Origin of the sequence: Archangium gephyra (genome assembly GCF_042230915.1) — a bacterium.
In the GTDB taxonomy this organism is placed as follows: domain Bacteria; phylum Myxococcota; class Myxococcia; order Myxococcales; family Myxococcaceae; genus Archangium; species Archangium gephyra_B.
In genome coordinates, this window is the sequence record NZ_CP102578.1 from 7,396,934 (window position 1) to 7,420,926 (window position 23,993).

The following is a 23,993-nucleotide window of genomic DNA, read 5'->3' on the forward strand; positions in this document are numbered from 1 at the left end:
AGAGGTATGATTCCCATCCCATCTCACAGGAGCGTTGGCGGGACGTGCGCATCGGCATTGACCTGGGCGGAACCAAGATCGAGGCACTCGCGCTCGCCGATGATGGACGCGAGCTGGAGCGCCACCGCGTGTCCACGCCGCGGGACGATTACGAGGCAACCCTCCAGACCATCGCCGGCCTGTGCGCGCGGCTGGAGCAACAGACGGGCCGGCGCGGCAGCGTGGGCGTCGGTATTCCGGGCACCCTCTCCTCCCGCACCGGGCTCGTGAAGAACGCCAACTCGGTGTGGTTGAACGGGCGCCCCCTGGACCGGGATCTCACCCGGGTGCTGGGCCGTCCCGTCCGGCTGGCCAATGACGCCAACTGTCTGGCCGTGTCCGAGGCGAGCGACGGGGCCGCCTCGGGCCATGCGGTGGTGTTCGCCGCCATCCTGGGCACGGGGACGGGCGCGGGCGTGGCACTCGGCGGGCGCCCCCATGCGGGCCGCAACGGCGTGGGCGGTGAATGGGGCCACAACCCGCTGCCCTGGCCAACGCCGGAGGAGAGCCCCGGCCCGGAGTGCTACTGCGGCAAGCGGGGCTGCCTCGAGACATGGGTGTCCGGCACGGGCTTCGAGAACGACTACGCGCGGCTCACCGGCGCCCGCCTCCGGGGGCCGGACATCGCCGCGCGGGCCGAGGCCGGTGAACCCTCGGCGGTCACGGCGCTCCAACGCTATGCGGACCGGCTGGCGCGCGGCCTCGCCCACGTCATCGACATCCTGGACCCCGACGTCATCGTGCTGGGTGGCGGCATGTCCAACGTCGCCGCCCTGTACCAACTGGTGCCGGAGCAGTTGCCCCGCTGGGTCTTCGGAGCGGAGGCCGACACACCCCTGCGCCCCGCCCTGCACGGGGATTCCAGCGGCGTGCGCGGGGCCGCCTGGCTGTGGCGGCCCGGAGAGGCGGAGTCCTCGGGGTGAAGCGCGGCACGTGCGTTGACACTCCCCGCCCTGGGACTCAGGGCACGGACATCAGCGGCGAGAGCGCTCGGAAACGCTCGGTGAGGAAGTCGATCAACGCACTCACGGGCGGCGGCAGACCTCGGCGGGCGGTGTAGACGAGATGGACGCTCCCATCCGGGGCGTGCCAGTCCGGCAGCACCTGGACGAGCTGGCCGGAGCGCAGCCCGGGCGCGCAGGTGTGCTCGGGCAGCAGCGCGACCCCCAACCCCGCCTCCGCCGCCACACGCAAGGCGCCAAAGTCTCCACACGTCAGCCGCGGCTCATGGCGCACGGAGATCGTCCGCTCCTCGGGCCCCACCAGCTCCCAGACATCCTGGCCCGTCTCCTCGGTCGCGCTCAGGGTCGGCCACGAGGCGAGCAGGGCGGCGTCCCGGAGGTCCCCGAGCCGCGGAACCAGGGTGGGGCTCGCGACGAGGATGCGGCGGCTGCGCGCGAGCGTGCGCAGGATGAGCGACGCATCGGTGTCGAGCGTGGTGCGGACCCGGAGCGCCACGTCGATCCGCTCGTCGATGAGGTCCACCCGCCGGTTGGTGGCCACCACCTGCAGGTTCACCCGGGGATGGCGCGCCAGGAAGTCGGACAGCAGGGGCGAGAGGATCTCCATCAGGCCCAGGGGACAGCTGAACCGGACGGACCCATGGGGCTCGCCCCGGGTCGCGGCCACCGCCTCCTCGGCCCGCTCCACCTCCGCCATGACGCTGCGGCAATGCTCGTAGAAGGCCTGCCCCACGTCGGTGACGCGGAACCGGCGTGACGAGCGTTCGATCAGCCGGACGCCCAGCCGCTCCTCGAGTTGGGCGACCCGGCGGCTGAGCTTCGACTTGGGCTGCCGCAGCGCCCGGCCGGCTTGCGAGAACCCTCCCCGCGCGACGACCTCGGTGAAGAAGAACAGGTCATTGAGATCCTGCATGGCGGCCCCATCGTTCCAAAATCGGAACGTAGAGTGCCACGAAGACCCTCTTTCGGCCTCATCGTTCCACGCCTATCTCTTCCAGGGCGAGCGGCGAACACCTTCGCCGCGCCACGAGGAACGAGCCATGAGCAACAGACTGCAGGACAAGGTGGCGGTCATCACGGGTGGGACCACGGGGATTGGCCTGGCGACGGCCAGGCGGTTCGCGGCCGAGGGGGCGTACGTCTTCATCACGGGCCGCCGGCAGGCGGAGCTGGACGCCGCGGTGAAGGAGCTGGGCCCCCGCGTCACGGGGGTGCGGAGCGACGCGTCGCAGCTCGCCGACCTCGACCGCCTCTACGAGCAGGTGCGGAGCAAGCACGACCACATCGACATCCTCTTCGCCAACGCCGGGGGCGGAGAGTTCGCGGCCCTGGGCACCATCTCCGAGGAGCACTTCGACAAGACCTTCGACACCAACGTGAAGGGCACCGTGTTCACGGTACAGAAGGCGCTGCCGCTGCTGCGCGACGGCGGCTCGATCATCCTCACGGGCTCGACGGCGGGCACCGTGGGCAGCCCAGCGTTCAGCATCTACGGCGCGACCAAGGCGGCCCTGCGCAGCTTCGCCCGCAACTGGATGCTCGACCTCAAGGACCGGCACATCCGCGTCAACACGCTGAGCCCCGGCCCCATCCGGACGCCCGGCCTGAAGGGCCTGGGCAAGACGGAGAGCGAGTCACAGGCGATCTTCGACAGCCTGGCGGCCAGCGTCCCGATGGGCCGCCTGGGTGATCCCGACGAGGTGGCCAAGGCCGTGGTGTTCCTCGCCTCGGACGACAGCAGCTTCGTCAACGGCGTCGAGCTCTTCGTCGACGGCGGCCTGGCGCAGATCTGACCGCACCCCACGCCGGGCATCCAGCGGCGCTACGGCGTGCCGAGCATGATCAGATTGCCGTCCGGATCGCGGTGTGCCATCGATCGCGGACGGCTGTAAAGACTAGGCAGGCCTCCCGCCTCCGCCGGCCCCGCTCCGCTGGGGCTTCGGGTGCGAGCCCGCGTGAGCCGGTTGTGCATTGGCTCCCCCCTTGTCAGGAGCCGCCGCCGGCGAGTTCCCTCCCCGCCGTCGCCGCCGCCGCTTTTTCGACGGAGCGCCCCCGGACGGTCCTCCGAGCGCTCGCAGCACCCGCGCGCGAACACCGCTCTCCAGACGCAGCTCCTGCATGAGCGTGTGCACCTGTTGAGCGCCGTGCGGGTGGCGCAGCGCCTCGCTGAGCCGTTCGACGATGTCGATCCGCAGCGCCACGGAGCCCACCACTTCATAGCCGAAGGCCCGCGGATTCCAGCCGCCAGGCTCCGCGAGCTCGAGCACCGGGTCCCGCGGAACGCCCTGGGGTGGCGGTTTCTGCTGAAACAGCGCCGTCAGCATGCAGCGCCGTTCGAGCGCATGCGGTGCGAGCGCCCCGGCGACGTAGAGGAAGCGCTGGCCCTCGCGGATGCCCTGCATCCTCAAGCGCTCCCGTTCCTCCTCGTCCAGGAGCCGCCACTGCTCGCGTGCCTCGCCGAGGGAGATGACACCCAGTCCCTCGGCCAGGCGGTAGGCGAGGCCACGCGTCGGCGCGGAGCGGCCCGCTCCGGCGAGGGTCTCGGCGGGAAAACCCCCCATGGCCTCGGTCACGAGGTCCCGCGCCAGCGCCACCAGACGGCGCTCGAGCAGCCGCCGCGCGCCTCCAGTCCAGACCTCCGGCTCCGCGAGCGCGAGCTGCGGTGAGCGCCGGTCCTTCCCGCGAACCAGCCGGGCCAGCGGCTGCCCTTCGAACGAGATGCTCCCCGCCGCGTCCACCTCGAAGGCTTCATGCGTCGCGTCCACCACCCGCTGGACGAACTGCTCCTCCGTCATCGCCCCGTCAGCGCCCGGCACCTCGCCCAGCAGGAGCCCCAACTTGGCGAAGGGGCTGTCCGGCCCGGCAGCGGGCTGTGCCGCGGCTCTCACGAACCGGCGCACACTCCTGCGTGCGGCCCGCTGCACGAAGCGCTCCACCAGCCGATCATGCAGGGCATCACCCAACGCGTCCTCGATGCGGCGGGTGCGCTCCTGCCAGTGGTCCGCGTCGTGCAGCCAGCTCGAACGATGGCTGATGTACGTCCAGATGCGGATGGCGGCCAGCCGGTCCATCAGCGTGTGGATGTCTCCGGACACATCATCGAGCGGCGACACCTGCTTGGACAGCCAGGCCTGTTCCAACTTGCCGTCACCCTCGGAGAGCTGGAGGAAGGTCTCCCGCAGCAGCGCGACGTGCTGCCCGAAGAGGCCCTTGCGGAAATCCGGAATCTGGCAGACCTGCCACAGCAACTCGACCATGGCCCGATCGGTGGCGGCCTCTCGAATGGCGGGAACGTTCGAGAGTTCCTTGAGCGCATCGAAGTCATCCGCGCGTTCCACCCGGACGAAGCCACTGTGGTGCGGAGCCCGCGACAACGAATCGAGCAGGGCCTCCGGGCTCGAGAAATCGAGCGCGGAATTGCGCCAGATGAGACTGCGGACCGCCGGAAACCGGTGGGACTCGATGGCCGAGATCACCCGCGGAGGCAGCTCGGACAGCGTGTTCAGGGTTCCGAAGCTCCCGTCATTCAAGTGGCGTCCCGCGCGGCCCGCGATCTGGGCCAGCTCGTCCGGGAACAGCTCCCGCTGCTCGGCGCCGTCGTACTTGGAGAGACCCGCGAAGGCCACGTGGTTGAGATCCAGGTTCAGTCCCATCCCGATGGCATCGGTGGCCACGAGGTACTGGACCTCCCCTGACTGGTACATCGCCACCTGGGCATTGCGCGTCCTCGGGGAGAGCGCACCCAGCACCACGGCCACCCCGCCCCGGAGGCGGCGCAGCGATTCGGCGAGCTCGTACACGCGGTCCGCGGAGAACGCGACCACGGCCGAGCGTGGAGGAAGGCTCTTCAGCGAGCGGGTCCCGGAATAGCGAAGCTGGGACAGGCGGGTGGCTCGCTTCACCGACGCATGGGGGATGAGCGCATGGACCATCGGCCGCATCGTGTCCGCGCCGAGGAACCAGGTCTCCCGGCGTCCACGCGCATGGAGCAACCGATCGGTGAAGACGTGCCCGCGCTCGCGGTGGGCGGCGAGCTGGATCTCATCCACGGCGAGGAAGTCGACCTGCCGATCCGTCGGCATCGCCTCGACGGTGCAAATCCAGTAGTCGGGGCGCGGCGGCAGGCGCTTCTCCTCGCCCGTCATCAACGCGACCCGGCCCTCGCCCACCCGAGCGGTCACCCGGTCGTAGACTTCACGAGCGAGCAGGCGAAGCGGCAGACCCATCATGCCCGTGTCGTGCTCGAGCATGCGCTCGATGGCCCGGTGGGTCTTCCCCGTATTCGTGGGCCCCAACTCCGCCACGACGACGGACGACCGGCCAGAGGGGCTGGAGTTCATTGGCGAATTCTAACCCCGGGGAGGGGCCTCCGCCCAGGAAGCTGGTCCACCAAGGGGCCGGGCACGGCGCCCTGTCCGTCCCACGCCTCTCAGAGGTTCATGCCGATGTTTCCCAGGGAGATGCTGGGCCCGAAGATGAGGGCCCAGCGGCCCACTTCCTTGCCCGGTGAGCCATCCGTCGGCTTGGTGAAGTAGGCCTCGCGGAACTCGTAGGCGCCCCAGATGTGGATGCTCAAGGCGGCCTGCCCACCCGCGGGGCCCCCGCCCAGGGGCACGCGGATGCCCAGGCCCGCGACAGCGGCCAGCGTGGGGGGATAGTCATTCAGCAGACCTCCCGTCTGCACGAGCCCCACGCCCATCAGTCCCAGCTCCAGCCCGAACAGGCCCTCCTTGCCGTGCTCATCCAACAAGGTGAGCCGTGACAGCAGGCCGAAGTTCAGCGTGAGCTGCCCCGTCGGCTGATTCAGCCGGTAGAGGCCGCTAGGGATGGTGGCGGTGGCGTACAGACGTAGCCGCGAGCCCTCGACGGTCGCCGACCACTGCACCGAGGGCAGGCTGACCCGGGACGAGGGCGCCGCCAGCAGGTAGCGCGACTCGTCCACGACGTGGCTGACGCGCACGATGATGCGGTCGAACTGCTCGAGCACGTTCTTGAGCCAGAACGTCCGCGGCTCGCCGCCGGGCTGGAGCACCATGCGCTCGTTCACCCGCGCGGCCTCGCGCACCGAGCCACTGGCGGAGGTGACGTCCACCTCGAGGATGATCTCCTGCAGGCCGTCCTCGGGCCGCAGCCGCTCCCGGTGGATGACGATGCGGCAACTGTCACGCGCCTCGAAGGGGATGCGCGCTGGCTTGCCGGGCTGGAGGCGCTGCGGGTTCCCGTCCCGATCGGCGCACAGGAACTCGATGAGCGGCTCCTCGGACAGGGCGGACGCGCCGAGCGGCGCGGGCACCGAGGCCTCCCGCAGCGCTCGCTGGGTGCGATCGTACACGACGGCGAGGTCCACCGAACGCAGGGCCTGCGGCAACCCCTCGAAGCGGTAGCCGAACCGCAGCGGGACGAAGCCGCTGTTGTTCTCATCGCCGCGCACCCGGAAGCGCCCCTGCTCGGTCCGCACCGAGTAGGCCCCCTCGACGGGCAGCGGCACGAGCCTCGCCCGCTCACCGGGAGACGACACCGAGAGGACCGCCTCCCGGTTGGTGGGGATGAAGTCGATCCTCCCGAAACCGGGGAGCTCGAGACTCGCGCGCGGTTGGGGCACCGCGAGGGTGTCCGTCGAGGTGGTGGCGATCACGGTCGGGTCCACCTCGGAGCGGGTGGCCGTGAGGGTCAGCCGGTCCGCGCCCAGGCGCCCCACCCGCAGCACCACGAAGGCCGCCTCTTCCTCGCGAACCACCTGGGCCACCTCGGCGGGCTCGCCGTTGGCGCGCCAGCGGAAGGACCGCGCCTCGTTCGCGCAACGCGGCTCCACCCGCACCACCACCTGCACCTCCGCCGCGCCTCGCAGCGGCGGCCCCGACACGAGCTCCACCGGGCAGTGCAGGAGCTGCAGCACCCCGGAGGCGGTGCTCTCGAGCGCCTCGCCTCGCGAGACGAACACCCGGGGCACCAGCCGCACCCGGAGGCCCAAGCTCGTGAGGAGGCCCGGCACGGCGCGCACGAAGACGCCGTCCTCGCTCAGCTCGCAGCGGGCGGGGCCACAGTCGACGGCCGCGATGGCCTCGGGGTGCGGCAGCGCCAGCCGCCCCTCGCCGGTGGAGAGATCCAAGGCGAGCACCGCCGGCAGGACCGAGGACAGGACGACGCGGCTCGGACGCAACTGCAGCTCCGAGGGCGCGAGCCGCCGGCCCGAGGCATCGAACGTGAGGACGCCGTCACCGAAGCGCGCCCCCGCTGGCAGCAGGAAGAGCGGCACGTCCGCCGGCACACCGCGGCGCACCGGCAACACGCACGGTTGCGGAAGCTCCGAGGGCCCGGCGTCGAGGCAGACCTCGTGCTCCAGGCCCTTGTCGCGCTGGGGGCCCGGCCAGAACACCTGGGCTCCCGTCAGCCCCCGCCCGCGCAGCTCGAGCCGCCCCTCGTCCGCGGCCAGCAGCACGCTCGCCGGCTCGGCCTCGGGGAACGCCCCTGTCGCCACGAGCGTGAGCGTCTCCTGAGGGCCCGTGCAGCCGCTCGCGGCGGGCGCCACCTGGAGCGACACCGGCTGGCCCACGCGCCCACTGCCCGGCGCAGGCGGGCGGACGGAGCGTGAATCCTCGCCCACGGTCCAGCCCTCCGCCACCGGGCCGCAGACGACCCGGCCAGGGAGGAGCACGGGCTGGCCCCCAATAGGCGCTTGCACGACGGTGGCCTGCGCCCAGGCCGCGCCGCCGAGGAGCGACCACGCGACGAGCAGCGCCACCCACCCTGGAGAAGCAACAACGGCGAAGACCTGCGGACGCTGCGGCACGAGACCTCCCTGCGCGCGAGCGGTAGTGGGGGCATGCCGTTTTGTCAATCGCCCAGGCGCGTCCGAAGCGCGCTACCGCCTCATCGGCCGGGAGCCTCGGCGGCGCGCAAGCTCGGGGTCTTCCCGGTGACGACAGGCAGCACGTGCCGGCGAAGCAGCTCGAGAAACCGCTCGGGCCGGACGAATGCGCCCAGGTGGCCAGAGCCGGCCATCAGCTCGAAGTGCTTGAGCGGCGCCTCGAGCGCCTCGTAGTACGCCGCGGCGACGGGCGCGGGCGTGTGGACATCCGAGTCTCCCTGGAACACGAAGAAGGGAAGCTCGACCCTTGGGGCCACCTTGTGCGCGTCGAACGCCACCATCTCCGCGAAGAGCCGCTCCGTACAGAAGCTCAGGCCCTCGATGAGAGCCCGCAGGTCGCTCAGCCCATGCGCCGGTGAGGACAGCATGAGGGGCAGGAAGATGGCCCCCATGCCCCGGCCGTCCCGGGTCGTCCTGTCGCGCAGCCGCATCCGGCGATGATAGGAGGCCACGTCCCAACGGCTGGGGTCCGCCCCCATCCGCGCGAGGAACGCGGCCTCCGCGCGGCTCCCGTTCTTCTCCGCCCAGGCGAGCGTCTCCGCGTGCGCCACCTGCTCGCTCGCGGCCAGGCCCACGTTGAAGTCCGTGCCCACGTACGCCGCGAAGAGGTCTGGCCGGGCCCGCACGAGCGGCATTCCCAGCAACGTTCCCGCGGAGCTGGCGAGGAGGATCCGCTCGCGGCCCGGCAGCCGCTCCTCGAGGAACGCGCACAGCGCGATGGCGTCCTCCTGCATGCGCCGGAAGCTCAGCTCACCGCTCCCCTCCTGGCCGTTGCGCGCGAGCGTCTTTCCGGCACCCCGCCGGTCCCACTGCACGACGGTGAAGTCCTTCTCCCAGCAGCGCAGGGCCGGGGTGAAGAGCGAGTAAGGCGAGCCCGGCCCACCGTGAAGCACCAGGAGCACGGGGTTGCGCGCGTCCTCCCCACGAATGCTGACCCACTGCTCGATTCCCCCGAGACGCACGAACCGCTCCTCGGCGATTCCCGGAGGCACGTCGATACGAAGCGTTCGCGCGACCCGCTGCTGGAGCAGTGCCCGGTAGCCGAGCGCGGCCGAGACGAGGACGACTGCTGCGACGACGACCGTCACCATGGCGACCCCAAACTGTGTAGTTGATAAGCAGTTTTGTATACGAGATACACAGTTTCGACAAGTGGGAGATGCGATGGCCAGGAAGCACCCGGTGTTCGGAGACCAGGAAGCGAGCGTGAAGCTCCTCTGGAAGGAGACGTCCACCGGCCGCCGCGGGCCGAAACCGGCACTCACGCTGGAGCAGCTCGTCGACGGAGCCATCAAGCTCGCGGACACGCAGGGGCTCGCGGCGCTCTCCATGGAGAAGCTCGCCCGCGAGTTCAACTTCACGCCGATGGCGCTCTATCGCTACGTGCCGGGGAAGGCCGAGCTCATCGACCTGATGATCGAGCGTGGGCTCGGAATGCCTCCCCCGCTCGAGGGCGAGGCCACGGCCTGGCGCGACAAGCTCCTCTTCTGGGCGGAGTCGATGGCCGACGTGTTCCGCCAGCACCCGTGGAGCCTGGAGGCGACGGGCCACCTGCGTGTCATGGGGCCCTGTGAGCTGGCGTGGCTCGAGGCGGGCCTGGACGCCCTCGCACCAACCGGGCTGACTCCCGCGGAGCGCCACAGCGCGTGCCTCGCGCTGGTGAGCCTGATCCGCACGAACGCCCAGTTCTCGATGGCGCCGTCAGGCGGGCACCAGGCCATGAGTGGTGTGCAGTGGGCCACCGCGACACGTGCGCTCCTCGAGACACGAGAGGCGCGCTATCCGCAGTTGAGCCACGTGCTCTCGCACCAGCGCGACGCGGACCCGCCCGGGTCGGGGCTCGCGTGGGTGTTGGATGGAATCGCCGCGCGCATCGAGCAGCGCAAGCGAAAGCGGCGGCCTTCCGCGGAGTGACGCGCCTCCGCTCCTGCTGACGCCGCGACCTGGTGTCAATCGCCCAGGCGTGGGCTGGCGGGTACCTGGAGGAGGAGCTCCGGCATGGGGCGCCCGCCCGCCCAGAGCACGTCGAGGATGACGGCGTAGTGCACGGTGGCCGCGGCGATGACCATGAGGTGGAACACCTCGTGGTAGCCGAAGACGGTGGGGAGGGGGTCCGGCCATTTGCGCGCGTAGACCACGGCGCCCAGGGCATAGAGGATGGCCCCGAAGACGAGCCACCCAACACGCGCCGGACCAATCACGTCTGGCAGCCGCAGCATCACCGGAATCGACACCGTCCCCAGCACGACATAGAGCAGGGAGCGGAGCCCGCGCGGCCCGGAGAGGCCCAGCAGCGCGAGCCCGGCGCCCGTGAGGGCCGCGGTCCACATCACCCAGAGCATCCGCGGGCCCCAGCCGCCCGCCGCGTCCAGCATGGCCACGGGCGTGAAGGTCCCCGCGATGAGGGCGTAGATGGCCGCATGGTCGAAGCGCTGGATGCGCTGGGAGGTGGCGGGGCTCCAGTTGGGGCAGTGGTACGTCGCGCTGATACCGAACATCAGCACCAGGCTGACGCCGAACACCATGCCGGCCAGGTGCCGCACGCCATCCACGGGGGCCAGGGCCAGGAAGAAGCACCCGGCGAGCGCCGCCACGAACGCGAACGCGTGTGACACACCGCGCAACCTGGGCTTCACTTCCTCTTCCACCCGGAGGGACTCGACTCGCTCTTGGGTAGCCATGACCTGCTCGTACCCCCGGCAGGTCACCGTTGTGTCAGCGAGGGGCTCCTCCTGTCCGGGCGCTGACTTCAGGCGCCCTGGCATGCCGCCTCGTGCACATTGGAGCCCCCTACGCGGGCACGTCCCAGGCGATGGGCAGGTGCTCGAAACCGCGCAGCATGAAGTAGGGCCGGGGCACCGGCAGCTCGTCCGTCCGCAGCCGCAGGCCGGGCAACCGCCGCAGCAACTGCTCGAAGGCGATCCGCCCTTCCAGCTTCGCCAGCGGGGCGCCGACGCAGAAGTGGATGCCCTTGCCGAACGCCAGGTGCCTCTTCGCCTCCGCGCGGCGGATGTCGAAGCGGTCCGGCTCGGTGAACTGCGTCTCGTCGCGGTTACCGGACGCGTACAGGATGAACGCCCGCGCCCCCTTGGGGAGGGTGACCCCACTCAGGGTGGTGTCGGCCATCACCGTCCGGAAGAAGCCGCGGATGGGGGCCTCCACGCGCAGCATCTCCTCGATGGCATTGGGCAGGAGGCTGGGGTCCTCCCGCACGGCCTCCAACTGCTCCGGGGCCTTGAACAGCAGCCACATGCCGTTGCCGATGAGGCCCGTTGTCGTCTCGTGGCCAGCTGCGAACAGGTCCATGGCGTTGCAGACCGCCTCCTGCTCGCTCAGGGGCGCGGTGCCGCCCAACGACTGCGGCACGAGCAGCGTCAGCAGATCCTCGCGCGGGTGGCGCCGCCGCTCATGGAGCTGCTCCTGGAAGTAGCGCGTCATCGCGATGAAGCCGTGCGCGCTCTGGACCTGCTGCTCGATGGGCGCGGTCGCCGACATCAGCAGCGTCTTGTCATCGGACCAGCGCTTGAGCTGCTCCATGTCGGAGCGCGGCACGCCGAGCAGATCGCAGATGATGAAGCCCGGCAGCGCGTAGGCGAACTGTTGGATGAGATCCGCCTTGCCGTCGCGGAGGAAGCCGTCGATGAGCGCGTCCGCCGTCGCCCGGATGACGGGCTCCATCGCCGAGATGCGCTGGGCGTTCAAGGCCTTGCCAAACACGGCCCGGACGCGGGCGTGGTCCGGGGGATCGCTCTGGACGAGTGAGAGGAATTGAGAGTACCCCTGCGCGAGAACGGCGCGCACCTCGGGGTGCGGCTCGGCCCTGGCATCGAGCGCTCCCACCGAGGAGAAGCGCGCGGTGTCCTTCTCCACCTCGGAGATGTCCGCGTAACGGGTGACGACCCACAGGTCGAACATGGGACTGTAGAAAACGGGCCGTTCCCGCCGCAGCCGCGCATAGAGCGGATAGGGATTGTCGAGCTGGTCGGGGGCCATCGGGTTGAACTGGGCGGAGGCGTCATTCATGACAGGGACCTCGTTGGCGGGTACTCACGGTCGATGATACCGCCTGCTCTTCGACGTGGATGCGACGGGGCGCATGCATGTCACTCTAGCGCCCCTGGAAGCTGGGAGCCCTGCGCGCCGCCGCGGCCGCGAGCCCCTCGCCCAGGTCCTCGCTCCCGTAGCTCTCCGCCTGGAAGCGCGCCTCTTCCTCCAGCGCCCGCTGGAGAGCGGCCCGGTCCGGTGCGAGCCTGCGCTTGAGTGCGCGGGTGGCCAGCGGGGCATTCGCCGCCACCTGGGCCGCGAGCTTCCGGGCGCGCGCGAGCACCTCGGCCCCTGGCGCCGCCTCGAGCGCCAGCCCGAGCTGCACCGCCTCACGCCCATCGAAGCGGCGGCCCGTGAGCAGCAGCTCCGCGCCTCGCTGCGCCCCCGCCCGCCACGGCACGAAGTACGTCGCCCCCATGCCCGGGTGCAGGCCCAGCTGGACGAAGTTGAGCGCGAGCTTCGCGTCCTCGGCGACGACGCACAGGTCGCACGCGAGCGCCACGCACAGCCCCGCGCCAATCGCCGCGCCCTCCACCGCGGCCACCGTGGGCACCGGCAGCTCCAGCACGCTGAGGTAGCGCGCATAGAAGTCGAGCATGAAGGTGCGCGCCTCCTCCGAGGACACCCGGCGCAGCCGCTCGAGCATCTGGAGGTCTCCCCCCGCGGAGAACGCTCCGCCGGCCCCGGCGAGGACGACGGCCCTCACGTCGGGGCGTTGCTGGAGCTCGGCCACCCGGGCCCGCAGCGCCTCCCCGAGCTCGGGCGTCATCGCGTTGCGGCGGGCGGCATCATTCAGCGTGAGGGTGGCGACGGCACCTTCCACTTCGAGCAGGACGGCGGTGGATGGAGTGGACATGGGGCCCCTTCTATCAGCCCCGGACTGACGGGAGCAGCTACGGCTTGAAGAAGTCCAGGAAGGCAAAGGGGGCCTCTGTACGGTGGCGGCAAAGGAAGAGATCATGGGACTCGTTCCGGCACCTCTCCCCTACGAGTCGTCTGACACCTTGGGTGGGGAAGGCGGGCGCCTGGGTTTCTGGAGGAAGTCCGCATGCGCCGTCCTGTCGTCTTGTTGAGCCTCGCCGTGCTCGCAGCGCTCGCCGTGCTGGTGGCCGTCCGTGAGGAGGAGCAGCCCCCTCCCACTCCTACGCCGGCTGCCATGGCTCCCACTCCGGCCGCGGCCCCTCCCGAGGAGACTCCGGCCCCCGAGGACTCCCTCCTCCCGGACCAGGTGGACAGCCTCACGGGGAGCGAGGCCAGTTCCGGCAGCTCCGCTCGCAGCGGTAGCGCGCCGGCCATCGCGGAGGCCAACGCCGGGAACGGGGTGAAGGACGAGCAACCCGCCGTACCCGTCTACGACAGCCAGGGTAAACCCGAGGAGCTGCCCCAGGCCCAGGACAAGGGGGAGGTCATCCTCGCGGCCACTGCCCACCCCGAGAACACCCTCCTGCTCGGCGAGGTGGGCAGCCTCACCGGCGCCCAGGCCACCTTCGGGGTGTCCACCCGTAACGGTATCGAGCTGGCCATCAAGGAGGCCAACACGGCCGGAGGCGTGAAGGGCAAGAAGCTCGCGGTGCGCGTCTATGACGACCAGGGCAAGCCCGAGGAGGCCGCCCAGGCCGTCACCCGCCTCATCACCCAGGACAAGGTGGTGCTCATCCTGGGCGAGGTGGCCTCGTCCAACTCGCTGGCCATGGCCGAGAAGGCCCAGGCGGCCGGGGTGCCGATGATTACCCCGTCCTCCACCAACCCCTCCGTGACGCAGAAGGGCGAGTACATCTTCCGCGTGTGCTTCATCGACCCCTTCCAGGGCTTCGTGATGGCGAAGTTCGCCCGCGAGAACCTGAAGGCGAATCAGGTGGCCACCCTCCAGGACAACAAGAGCGCCTACTCCACCGGCCTCACGGACGTGTTCACGCAGAAGTTCGCGGAGATGGGCGGAAAAATCGTCACCACGCAAAGCTATTCCCAGGGCGACACGGACTTCCGCGCGCAGCTCACCGTCATCAAGAAGATGAAGCCGCAGGCCATCTACGTGCCCGGCTACTACAACGACGTGGGCGTCATCGCCCGCCAGGCGCGCGAGCTGGGCCTGACGGTGCCGCTGATGGGCGGTGACGGGTGGGACTCCGAGAAGCTCTTCGAGCTGGCCGGCAACGCGCTGGACGGGAGCTACTTCTCCAACCACTACTCGCCGGAGAACCCGGACGAGAAGGTGCAGAAGTTCATCAAGGACTACAAGGCGGCGTACGGTGGCGTGCCGGATGCGCTGGCGGCGCTCGGCTATGACGCGGCCAAGGTCGCCATCGCCGCGCTCGAGCGCTCCAAGGACCTGAGCGGCCCCTCCGTGCGCGAGGCCATCGCCCAGACCCAGGACTTCCCAGGCGTGGCGGGCAACATCACGCTCGACAACAACCGCAATGCGGTGAAGCCGGCGGCGATCCTGAAGATCGCCAACGGCAAGACCAGGTTCGTCACCACCATCAACCCCTGAGGGGCCTCGCACGCTCCACGAAAAAAAGTGCGCGCGCTTGCCCGTTTTTTCCGCTCGCGGTTCTCAAAGGACGAACCCAGCAACAACGGAGCACGCCATGAAGACCGCCCTGAAGACCCTGTCCCTCGCCGCCGCCCTCGCCCTCGCTGCCCAGGCGACCCCCGCTCACGCCAACGGCATCGGCGGGGCCTCCATGAAGGCCAGCAACACGGCGGACGATAACTGCCCCGTCTACTCCTATGGACACCTCACCAACAGCTGCACCACGACGAAGTCGTTCATCGTGGCCCTGCCCTTCTCCGGCGCCGCCGGGTACCGCACCTTCACCGTGATGGCGCAGGGCGCCACCACCGGCGACGTGAGCTGCCGGATCGCGGCCACCGCCAACACCCAGTCCGGTTTCTACTCGGGGAGCTGGGTCTCGCTGCCGGCCGCGGGCAGCGTGCAGACCCTCAGCCTGGGCACGCTCTTCACGGACACCCAGAGCTCCCTCTACCTGCTGTGCAACGTGGCGCAGAACGCCAAGGTCTTCTCCATCCAGTGGGATAACTAGTTCCTCCGCCACAGCCCTGGGAGACCCGCGATGCCGCGCACCTCCACCCTGGCCGGAATCACCGTGCTGCTGGCCTTCCTGGGCTGGCAGTGGCTGGAACACACCTCGCTGGAGGAGCAGCACCAGCGGCAGCAGGCGGAGCTCGAGGCCACCCGCCGCGAGCTTCGGGAGATGGCCCGGGCCCTGGGTGAGCAGCAGGCCCGGCTGGAGCGCCTCACCCGGGACGTGGCGCGCCCGGCATCGTCCGCGGGCCAGACCCTGGCCTTCCCCGTGGAGCCGTCAGCCCCCACTGCCGGGGTGGAGCGCCCGGCCTCCCCTGCCCCGCCCGGCCCCCCAGTGCCGCCGTCCGAGCAGGAGGTGGTGGCCCGCCTGGAGGAGGCTGTCCACGGGGAGCCCATCGATCCACACTGGAGCCGGCAGGCGGAGGACCTGGCCCGCGCCAGGCTGGAGCGCACCCTCACCACCTCCCGGCTGGAGTCGGTGCACTGCGGTGCCTCCCTGTGCCGACTGGAGACCTCCCACCCCAGCCAGGAGGCGCTGGAGCAGTTCCGCGAGCAGGTCCTGATGGCTCCCGAGCCGGTGCTCTGGAATGGGGCCACCTACTCCTCCGTGCAGGGGGACGCCCGGGCGGGAACCCTGGTGACGATCTCGTACGTGGCCAGGGAGAGCAGGCCGCTCCCCATGCTGGAGCAGTTCTGAGCCAGAGGGGTGGAGTTCCAGCCGCGGTGTCCGCCACACTATGGCCATGGATGACACCGCGCAGCCCTCAGGCCTCCGGCTTCCTCAGCGAAGCACGGTCCCTGGCAGCCTGAGTGCCGAGGAGCTCGCGCGCTTCACCGAGCGGGAGCACGAGGTGCTGTGCCGGCGCTGGCGGCTGTTCGCGCCCATCACCTTCGTCCTCATTGGCCTCACCGAGGTGGCGCCGTTCTTCTCGCCGAACTTCCCTTCGGCGATGCACGTGACGGGCTGGGTGCTGGCGCTGCTGGCGGGCATGTACCTGCTGGCGAGGCGCAAGCCGGGCCGGCGGGTGATGGGGTGGGCCACGGCCGTCACCGGTATCGTGGTGGCCGCCTACAGCGCCACGCCCGCGGCGGAGCTGGGGCGCTACCAGTCGCAGCACGTGCTGGCCATGGCGGTGCTCATCGCCATGCTGCCCGGCATCTTCTCGCTCACGCTGGCCGAGGCGGCGGCGACGCTCGGCGGCAGCCTGGTGGCGTGGGTCGTCGTGTGCGGCTTGTGGAAGAGCGAGGGGCCGGTGGACTACACCGGCCTGGACGTGGCGCTCACCTACCTGGTCTTCCTGTGCGTCGTCACGCTGGTGGCGCACCACATCAACCGGCGGCTGCGCATCCGCGAGTTCGCCGGGCGGTGCGAGCTGGAGCGCGTGCACCGCTTCGCCGTGGAGGAGGTGCTCCACCGTCACCTGCCGCCGAGCTACGTGGACCGGGTGCTGTCCGGGGAGCACCCGCTGGACGGCCCTCCGGAGCGGCGCGTGGTGACGGTGGTGTTCGCGGACATCGTCTCGTTCACCCCGCTGTCCGACGGCCTCCCGCCCGAGGAGCTCGCCCGCCTGGTGGGGCGCTTCTACGACGTGATGGCGGGGGTGGCGTTCGAGCACGGGGCGACGCTCGACAAGTTCATCGGGGACGCGGTGATGGCGCTGGTGGGCGCGCCGGACACGATGCTGCCCGAGGAGCAGGCACGGCGCGCGGTGGCGATGGCGCAAGACTGGCACCGGGCGGCGCGCGAGCTCGTCTGGCCGGGCTCGCTGGGACAAGGGCTTCGGCTGCGTGTGGGCATCCACCAGGATCCGGTGGCGGTGGGGGCCTTCGGCGGGCGGCTGCGCAGCGAGTACACGGTGCTGGGGCGCGGGGTGAACATCGCGGCGCGGCTCGAGCAGCGCTGCCAGCAGGGAGACATCCTGGTGTCCGAACCCGTCTTCCAGCAGCTCGCGCCCAGGCCCGGAGGCGCACGGGAGATGGGCGCGCTGGAGCTCAAGGGCATCCCCGAGCCGGTGCGCTGCTACTGCCTGCCCGGCATCGAGGGCGAGCAGCACCGTGAAGCCCCCACCGTGTGAAGCCGGCCTGCCGAAGATGGAAGAGCCGGGCCACGCCCCGCCCCAGGAAGAAAATACCCGCGGTCGATCCAGGATTGCCTCCTGGCACCAATATCCAGTGTGTCCCTGTTTTGGTGTCTCCGAGGGCGCTTGCCCCTCACTCCAGGAGTGAATCCGATGAAGCGTATCCTTCCCGCGACACTCGTCACGTTGACCCTGTGGGGCTGTGGCGATTCGGAGAGCACGCGTGTCACCTCCACGCGCGAACTGGCCGCGGGCCCGGAGCGCACGGCGGCCGTCGAGCGCGCGGTCTCGCGCGTGCTGCGCGAAGGCGCGAAGCTGGGGGTGACGGCTCCCGAGGCGCTGTCCACGCGCACGGTGCTGGTGGATGACGACGGCACGGAGCATGTCCGGCTCGAGCGGACCTGGCAGGGCCTGCGCGTCATCGGCGGTGACCTGGTCGTCCACCAGCGCGGGGGCGCGGACGCGCGCGGCTTCAGTCTGGCGGGCCAGCCCTCGCTCGCGTCCGTGGCGAGCCGTCCCACGCTGGATGCATCCGAGGCCGCCCTGCGCGCCCGGCCGGCCTTCGTCGGGCTCCTGAGTGGGCCGCGCACCGCGAAGCTGGTGGTGGACGCGCGCCAGGGCCACGAGCCCGCGCTCGCCTACGAGGTGGTGCTCGACGGCTACCAGCCGGACCAGACGCCCTCCGAGCTGCACGTGCTGGTGGATGCCACCACGGGCGCCACCCGGGGCAAGTGGGATGCCGTCCACACGACCGCGGCGGTGGGCTCGGGCCAGTCGCTCTACTCGGGGCAGGTGTCCATCCACACGGATTCCGCGCTGCTCGGAGGCTACGCGCTGCGCGACACGACGCGCGGTGGGGGCTTCTACACGACGGACATGAACAACCTCGGCTCGGTTCCCATCGTGGGCGACACGCTTCCACTGCCCCCGCTCCTGCTGCCCGGTACCGTCTTCACCGACTCCGACAATGCCTGGGGAGATGGCACGCCGGGCAACCGCCAGTCCGCCGCGGTGGATGCGCACTTCGGCCAGCAGACGACGTATGACTATTACCGCGCGGTCCATGGCCGCGACGGCATCGATGGCGCGGGCCGCATGGGCTACAGCCGCGTGCACTATGGCGACAAGTACAACAACGCCTTCTGGTACGACCTCTGCTTCTGCATGACGTATGGCGATGGCGACGGCAGCATCCTCGCCCCGCTCACCGCGCTGGACGTCGCGGGCCACGAGATGACCCACGGCATCACCAGCCAGACCGCGGGCCTCACGTACGAGGGCGAGTCCGGCGGGCTCAACGAGGCCACCAGCGACATCTTCGGCTCCCTGGTGGAGTACTACGCCAACACCGCGCAGGACCCGGGCGACTACCTCATCGGCGAGACCATCTACACCCCGAGCAGGCCGGGGGACGCGCTGCGCTACATGCACCAGCCCTCCCTGGACGGCAAGTCTCCGGACTGCTGGTCCCCCAGCCTCGCGTCGCTCGACGTGCACTACTCCAGCGGCGTGGCCAACCACTTCTTCTACCTGCTGGCCGAGGGCTCCAACCCCGCCGGTGGCCCGGCCAGCCCCACCTGCGATGGCTCGTCGCACGGGGGCATCGGCCGGCTCCAGGCCGGGAAGATCTGGTACCGCGCCCTCACGGTGTACATGACCTCGTCCACCAACTACGCGGGGGCGCGCGCGGCCACCCTCAGTGCCGCGTCGGACCTCTATGGCGCGGGCAGCCCCGAGGTCAGCGCCGTGGCCGCGGCCTGGTCCGCGGTGAGCGTGAACTGAGCCGCGCGGGCGTCGCCACCGGGGAAGCTGCGCACCGCGAGGCGGGCAGTTCCCGTGGGAGACCCTCCGCGCCGAGTGGCGAAGCGCGAGGTGCAGCGCCACGAGCGCGCCAAAAAGAAAGCCCCGGCTCGCTCGATGGCGGCCGGGGCTTTGCTTCTTCCAGTGGAGGCGGCGGGAATCGAACCCGCGCCGGGCGGTGCGAAACTCCCAGCAGAATCGCGCCCTTACCTCGCACCCGCCCGGAATGCATGGGAGTCGGTATCCCGCCGCGTCCCCTCCTGTCCCGCCCCGTTCCGGCCTATTCCGCACGCTCCTGCGACATACGTGCAACATGGCGGGGGCTGCCCACCTCCCAGCTTTAGGCCCTCCCGGGCTATGTGACTCGCCGCTCCCGTGGCCGTCCTGAACGTGCAGCTCTCCCCAGCAGCCGTACCACTGGAGCCCTCTGGCACTCCAGTTGCGCGCCTCACTGTTCCTAGGAGCCTGTCGGCGAATCGGCCAGAGGTACGTTGGCGAGTAGCAGGCGCCATATAGCACCACAGGCGCAGAGGTACTGGGGCCGAGCCCGGTCGCTCGCCTCGCGGCGACCTCTCCGCTACGCGGCCTGCGCGGCAAGGCCGGGAAGTTCCCAGCCCTGCTTCCACAGCTTCTTGAGGTTGTGGACAGCACACGCCAGCGAGAAGCGTGGCAGCACTGTGTTCTTCACCTGTCCAATCACCGGCTCGGCCGTCACCTTGCGCCGCGCGTATGCCTTGCGCCCCCGCTTCGTCGACAGCTTGCGCTTCATCCGCTCCTTGAAGCTCAGGCCCGCCGGCGGGCGTCCTCGCGGGGCCGGCGGTGCCTCCTCCCCATGCTTGTCGCGCCCGGTGGCGATGAAGCACTCCACGCCTTTGTCCCCTGGCCCCCTTCCGTTCCCCCGGCGCGCTCGTTCGTAGCTGTCAGGGCGCCCCTTCATACTCCGAGTGGCCCCGCCAGGCTCCACGAGGTCCTAGCTCGAATGGAGGACCCCATGCGTTTCCGAGCCTGCCTTGTACTTCTGCTCTTGGCCTCAGCCTGCGCGAGCGCGCCCGCCCCGCAGTCGATGCCTCGGCCCCATGCCTTCGCGTCGACTCCCACCTCGGGCCCGCGCATCCGGCTCGTTTCCGCGCTGATGGAGCCGACACCGGAACGGTCGTGGATTGGAAAGGCGGACCTGGACAAAGCCAGGGCACTGCTCTCTCGGGCACGCCAAGACGTCGAGCCGCATCAATGGGAACAGTTAAACCGCAAGCTCACCGCAGCGGAACGGGCCTTCGAGCGCTTCTCGCGCGCCGCGAAAGCGAGCGGGCAGGCCGCCGAGGTGGTGAGGGGGGCGGAGGGCGTCGCGCAGGCGGGACGCGCCAGGACGTTGGCTGAATTCCTCCCCCGGGTGGGCCCGTTGCTCGCGGGCCTCGTCCTGCTCTACCCCTCCAGCACCGCCGGGCCGGACATCGACCGTCGCCCGGAGTGGGTCGACGCTCAGCGGGAGTACGAGGCGCGACTGCTGGACGTAGCGGAGGAGTCACGGCGGCTCATGGAGGAATTTGAGCGTCAGGAAGCAGAGGAGGTCGTGCCGGACTTTGATTCGGATCCGGTTGCGGCGGTCAAGGTTCCCACCTCTTGGCAGACTGAGATCAATCCGGCGACGGGCAAGCCCTACACCAGTGTGGAGGAGTATGACCGGATTCCGCGTTACCCGAACCAGACCTGCAAGAACAGCCTGCTCGACAAGCTTGAAGCGGAGAAGGATCAGCTCACCAACGAAATCCCTCGCTACAACCCGAAGGTGCCCAACACGAAGAACAAAAAGAAGCTGGACAAGGTGCCGTGCTCCAGGATCCGGCTGCGTCTTGACGCCGTGAAGAAAGTTTTGGAGAAGCGGTGGGAGATTCAGAAAAAATGCTTTGGAGGCAAACCCGATCCGGGCCACAACACAGCGATGACCCAACTCAAAGATGGCCTTGCGGATATCAAGGCTCTTGAAGCGAAGAATTGCGCCCCGGGTCATCCAATGTCGGAATTGTGAGTCATGTCGAAAGAACTCTTCACAGCGCTCGAGCAGCACGATACGTCCCGGGTCAAGGCGCTGCTGGCTGCGGGGGCCGACCCGAACGAGCCGCAGCCGGAGCCGCCGGGGTTGCGTCCGCTGCAAGTGGCCATTTACGAACTCTCCGATGGGGGCGAACTCGACGTGCTCCTGGCGCTCCTTGAGCACGGCGCGGACGTCAACGCGTGGGATGTCGAGCGGGACAGGACCCCCTTGTTGGTAGCGGCCTGCGAAGACGAATTGGCGGCAGTCGAAGCGCTCTTGAAGGCGGGGGCCGATCCCAACGTGTGCAGCCGCGACGGCATCACGCCGCTGCGGACGTCTGCGGAGGTTGGCAATCTGGACATGGCCTCGCTCCTCCTGGGCGCGGGGGCGACTCGGACGATCAACGACTGGGGAGGGCTGACGGGATACACCGCGCTCGGGCACGCGGCACGCCGGCTGGACCTTCCGATGATCAAGCTGCTTCTCGACGCGGGCGCCGATCCGAAGGCCACGGACGAGGACGGTCGACCCGCCCACTACCGTCTGCCGCCGCGCGCTGAATCCGATTCCCAGACGTGGGACGCCGCGTTCGAGTTGCTCGGAGGAGCGAAGGACCGCATGCCGTTGTAGAACGGAGGTCGTGCGCCTCGGGCTCACGGGCACGCCGCTCGACCTGAACAACCCCGCGCACTTGGACCCGCTCAAACGGGCCTACGAGCGCCTCCCGGAGATTGGCGGGCGTGCAGCCCCTTGAGGCTCGGCACGGCTCGCGCTGGCCGTGCTCAGGGCCCCGACTGCTGGCTCACTGCTTGAGTCATTTCCTCGCGACAACTACGTTGACACTCACCGGGGGCCGCCCCCCGCTCGCCGCTCGAAGCCCCTGGGTCGGGGTGGGCACAAGCAGGGCAAGAAGAAGTAGCGCTAACCAAGTGGTTTCAACCACTTGACTGGCCCGGGAGACAGGATTTGAACCTGTCTCCCCTGCCCTGCTCTACCAGATGCGCACGCGCAGCTCGATCAGTCAGCCGCGTTGACCCACACGTCGTTCGCCAGCCAGGCATCGGTTGGCCAGGTGGAGGACGTCACCTTCGGCATGAAGGTGCTCAGTTCCGCCTGCGTCGGCTGACGGCGCTTGGATTTCACGAATGCGGTGCGCACGCGATATTCCGAGGAAGTACGGAAGGACTCCGCGATGGCCGCTTCGGAAGCCTGGTTGTTGTCCAGCACACGGGTCCAGTAGTTCATCCCGCCGGCGTCGGCCTTGATCTCCGGCAGCGTGCGGCCCATGACGTTGACGTACAGGAGGAACACTTTCTTGCCGTTCGGCGTCAGGGTGTTTTCGTAACCGACCCGGTCTGCGAATTCCAGATTGGCCCGTGTGGTGCGTCCGGCGCTCATCTCGGTGATCCAATAGGTCATTTCCCACAACGATGGGCGGCGGTTGACGGTCCGCTGGAAGGTGTCGCGGATGGCGAATTCGTCCGAGCCCTGGAAGGTCGACTGGATGGCGGCTTCAGTGGAGCCGCCAGGATTCGTGGTCAATACCTGCACCCAATAGCGCAGGCCTTCGCTGTCGAAAGCGATCTCTTCAGGCGTGCGGCCCAACGTGGAGTACATGTTCCAGATTTTGGCCACCTCCGGCACGAGGTCTTTCTCTACCAGTACACTTCCTGCGCCAAGCATGCCCGCCACGCGCTCGGCCCACAGCTGCCCGTGAATATTCAGGCCCTGGCGCGTCATATGGATGCCATCCCAACGGTAGGCTTTTGGACCGTAATAAGGGCTCCGCGGATCTTCCCCGACAAGCATATCGGTGTCAGGTCCCGGCAGGAAGACGGGCTCATCGCTCGTCACCGGTTCGCGATTTGCGAGGTACCGTTGGCCTTTGCGGATTTCAGTCTCTGCGGCCCACTTCGTGGCGGGATTCAACCCATCATCTCCGCGGTAATGCGGAGCGAGCCAGGTTGCACTCGCCACCATCCATGGCTGCGTGCACCCCGTGATATCACGAAAGTCCTGTGCGATTCCTTTCAACCTGGCTGCATACCAGGTCCCGGAGGGTTGTTGTGGCTTGCTTGGGTCCGTTGTGAAATCCCGTTCTGAATTGCTTTCACCCTGATGCCACAGCACTGCACGGAAGCCACACCGGAGTTGACCTTGCGTGGCCGTAAGGCGCTTGAGCGCGCTTGCACCCAGGTTCAGCCGCTCGAACAAGACCACTGGGTTGCCGTACTGATCTTTCACCTTCGTCGTCGCCGGAGTCACCGTGGAATCCCAGTACTCGAGCGCGGAACCGCCCCATGAGGCATTGAGCACGGCCACCGGCACGCCGAGCTTGCTGCCCAGGTGGTTGGCGAAGCTTGCCCAGGGCGAGCCGTAATATTGGCCACCGCTGGCGGTCGTGTAAGCCAGCGGTTCAGTCACCGGCAGCCAGGAAATCGTGCCCGTCGGATCTACCGCGCGGTGCAGGGCGTTCGCGGTGAGCACGGTGCCTTCCGTGTCGCCATGGCTGCCGACATTGCTCTGCCCGGCGATCACGAACACTTCCCCTACGGAGAAACCAGGGCTGTCCCAGCGCAGGCGTTCGATGTTGCTGCCATCGTAGAACGATACGCGTACCTTCCTGCGCGAATTGCCCGTAGCGAGCGAGAAACCGAGCAGGCTGGCGCCCGTATAGACGCCTTCGGACAGCACGCTTTCACGCGTATTGCCGCCGTTCAGCAGGGAGATGGAATAGTACGTGTAGGTGGCCGTCGACGGTGGTGAGGTCAGCTTGACGGAAATGTTTGCAACGGACCCAGGTGCCGTTCCGACGCGCTGGAAGATCTCGTTGTCACGAATACCGGCAATCGCGCTGCTGCCCATGACGACGGCGGTCGAGTTGTTTTCAGGCGGAGCAGCATTCGCCAGGGTAGGAAGGGCCATCGCGGTGGCGAACAGCGCCAGCGAGCAGAGCCCATGGAGGGAAGATCTATGGAGCATGTGATTCTTTTCTACTGATACATTGTCAGGAATGTGAGCGTTCGTATTGAAGGTCCCGCCCGGGCCGGAGCGAGAGCTTCCACGGCTTATCGTATATCGTGGCCGATGCAACCGACCAAGGCGCTGGAGGCCCCCGCTCTGC

20 protein-coding genes are annotated in these 23,993 nt (G+C 69.2%); 11 read left to right on the forward strand and 9 right to left on the reverse strand.

From position 1 onward, the window contains the following. Positions 1 to 44: 44 nt before the first annotated feature. The gene (gene mak / locus NR798_RS28810; RefSeq protein ID WP_375765717.1) at positions 45 to 962 is read left to right on the forward strand and encodes a fructokinase; all 918 of its coding nucleotides are present in this window, start codon (positions 45 to 47) and stop codon (positions 960 to 962) included. A gap of 37 nt (positions 963 to 999) precedes the next feature. Here mak and NR798_RS28815 read toward each other — a convergent pair whose 3' ends face one another. Next, on the reverse strand, positions 1,000 to 1,914 hold the full coding sequence (locus tag NR798_RS28815) for a LysR substrate-binding domain-containing protein (RefSeq protein WP_375765718.1): 915 nt from the start codon (positions 1,912 to 1,914) through the stop codon (positions 1,000 to 1,002). 127 nt (positions 1,915 to 2,041) lie between these two features. On the opposite strand from NR798_RS28815, the gene NR798_RS28820 reads away from it, so the two are divergent. Beyond that, a complete protein-coding gene (locus NR798_RS28820) occupies positions 2,042 to 2,794 on the forward strand; it encodes an SDR family oxidoreductase (RefSeq protein WP_375765719.1) in 753 nt (250 codons plus the stop codon). A 102-nt stretch (positions 2,795 to 2,896) separates the two neighbouring features. Here the strand turns inward: NR798_RS28820 and NR798_RS28825 are convergent, their stop codons facing one another. The 3 genes from NR798_RS28825 to NR798_RS28835 all read right to left on the reverse strand — a co-directional run bounded on the left by NR798_RS28825 (position 2,897) and on the right by NR798_RS28835 (position 8,960). Then, positions 2,897 to 5,341 (reverse strand): helicase-related protein, encoded by a 2,445-nt coding sequence (locus NR798_RS28825; protein ID WP_375765720.1) that lies wholly within the window; start codon positions 5,339 to 5,341, stop codon positions 2,897 to 2,899. Between the two features lie 89 nt (positions 5,342 to 5,430). Next, entirely contained in the window at positions 5,431 to 7,791 is a 2,361-nt protein-coding gene (locus NR798_RS28830; RefSeq protein ID WP_375765721.1) for a hypothetical protein, read from the reverse strand. 80 nt (positions 7,792 to 7,871) lie between these two features. Next, positions 7,872 to 8,960, reverse strand: a complete 1,089-nt coding sequence (locus NR798_RS28835) for an alpha/beta fold hydrolase (protein WP_375765722.1) — start codon at positions 8,958 to 8,960, stop codon at positions 7,872 to 7,874. A gap of 73 nt (positions 8,961 to 9,033) precedes the next feature. On the opposite strand from NR798_RS28835, the gene NR798_RS28840 reads away from it, so the two are divergent. Then, positions 9,034 to 9,783: a TetR/AcrR family transcriptional regulator gene (locus tag NR798_RS28840; protein WP_375765723.1), complete on the forward strand. Its 750-nt coding sequence runs from the start codon at positions 9,034 to 9,036 to the stop codon at positions 9,781 to 9,783. Positions 9,784 to 9,818: 35 nt separating this feature from the next. Here the strand turns inward: NR798_RS28840 and NR798_RS28845 are convergent, their stop codons facing one another. The 3 genes from NR798_RS28845 to NR798_RS28855 all read right to left on the reverse strand — a co-directional run bounded on the left by NR798_RS28845 (position 9,819) and on the right by NR798_RS28855 (position 12,769). Next, a complete protein-coding gene (locus NR798_RS28845; RefSeq protein WP_375765724.1) occupies positions 9,819 to 10,550 on the reverse strand; it encodes a hemolysin III family protein in 732 nt (243 codons plus the stop codon). Between the two features lie 109 nt (positions 10,551 to 10,659). Beyond that, positions 10,660 to 11,892, reverse strand: a complete 1,233-nt coding sequence (locus NR798_RS28850; RefSeq protein WP_375765725.1) for a cytochrome P450 — start codon at positions 11,890 to 11,892, stop codon at positions 10,660 to 10,662. Between the two features lie 85 nt (positions 11,893 to 11,977). Beyond that, positions 11,978 to 12,769 (reverse strand): enoyl-CoA hydratase/isomerase family protein, encoded by a 792-nt coding sequence (locus NR798_RS28855; protein ID WP_375765726.1) that lies wholly within the window; start codon positions 12,767 to 12,769, stop codon positions 11,978 to 11,980. A 192-nt stretch (positions 12,770 to 12,961) separates the two neighbouring features. Here NR798_RS28855 and NR798_RS28860 point away from each other — a divergent pair, with 192 nt between their 5' ends. From NR798_RS28860 to NR798_RS28880, 5 genes are all read left to right on the forward strand, one after another. After that, positions 12,962 to 14,404: an ABC transporter substrate-binding protein gene (locus NR798_RS28860; protein ID WP_375765727.1), complete on the forward strand. Its 1,443-nt coding sequence runs from the start codon at positions 12,962 to 12,964 to the stop codon at positions 14,402 to 14,404. Positions 14,405 to 14,501: 97 nt separating this feature from the next. Beyond that, a complete protein-coding gene (locus tag NR798_RS28865; protein WP_375765728.1) occupies positions 14,502 to 14,957 on the forward strand; it encodes a hypothetical protein in 456 nt (151 codons plus the stop codon). Positions 14,958 to 14,987: 30 nt separating this feature from the next. Then, a complete protein-coding gene (locus NR798_RS28870; protein WP_375765729.1) occupies positions 14,988 to 15,656 on the forward strand; it encodes a hypothetical protein in 669 nt (222 codons plus the stop codon). 46 nt (positions 15,657 to 15,702) lie between these two features. Next, positions 15,703 to 17,034 (forward strand): adenylate/guanylate cyclase domain-containing protein, encoded by a 1,332-nt coding sequence (locus NR798_RS28875; protein ID WP_375765730.1) that lies wholly within the window; start codon positions 15,703 to 15,705, stop codon positions 17,032 to 17,034. Between the two features lie 156 nt (positions 17,035 to 17,190). After that, positions 17,191 to 18,819, forward strand: coding sequence for a M4 family metallopeptidase (locus NR798_RS28880; protein ID WP_375765731.1), 1,629 nt, complete (start codon positions 17,191 to 17,193; stop codon positions 18,817 to 18,819). A 595-nt stretch (positions 18,820 to 19,414) separates the two neighbouring features. On the opposite strand, the gene NR798_RS28885 is transcribed toward NR798_RS28880, so the two are convergent. Beyond that, positions 19,415 to 19,705, reverse strand: coding sequence for a hypothetical protein (locus tag NR798_RS28885; RefSeq protein WP_375765732.1), 291 nt, complete (start codon positions 19,703 to 19,705; stop codon positions 19,415 to 19,417). Positions 19,706 to 19,828: 123 nt separating this feature from the next. Between NR798_RS28885 and NR798_RS28890 the strand changes: the two genes are divergently transcribed. The 3 genes from NR798_RS28890 to NR798_RS28900 are packed head-to-tail and all read left to right on the forward strand — an operon-like array spanning position 19,829 to position 21,623. Then, entirely contained in the window at positions 19,829 to 20,863 is a 1,035-nt protein-coding gene (locus NR798_RS28890; RefSeq protein ID WP_375765733.1) for a hypothetical protein, read from the forward strand. 3 nt (positions 20,864 to 20,866) lie between these two features. Then, positions 20,867 to 21,499, forward strand: coding sequence for an ankyrin repeat domain-containing protein (locus tag NR798_RS28895; RefSeq protein ID WP_375765734.1), 633 nt, complete (start codon positions 20,867 to 20,869; stop codon positions 21,497 to 21,499). A gap of 10 nt (positions 21,500 to 21,509) precedes the next feature. Next, the gene (locus NR798_RS28900) at positions 21,510 to 21,623 is read left to right on the forward strand and encodes a DUF5953 family protein (protein WP_375765735.1); all 114 of its coding nucleotides are present in this window, start codon (positions 21,510 to 21,512) and stop codon (positions 21,621 to 21,623) included. A gap of 263 nt (positions 21,624 to 21,886) precedes the next feature. On the opposite strand, the gene NR798_RS28905 is transcribed toward NR798_RS28900, so the two are convergent. Then, entirely contained in the window at positions 21,887 to 23,851 is a 1,965-nt protein-coding gene (locus tag NR798_RS28905; RefSeq protein ID WP_375765736.1) for a sialate O-acetylesterase, read from the reverse strand. Positions 23,852 to 23,993: the final 142 nt, after the last annotated feature.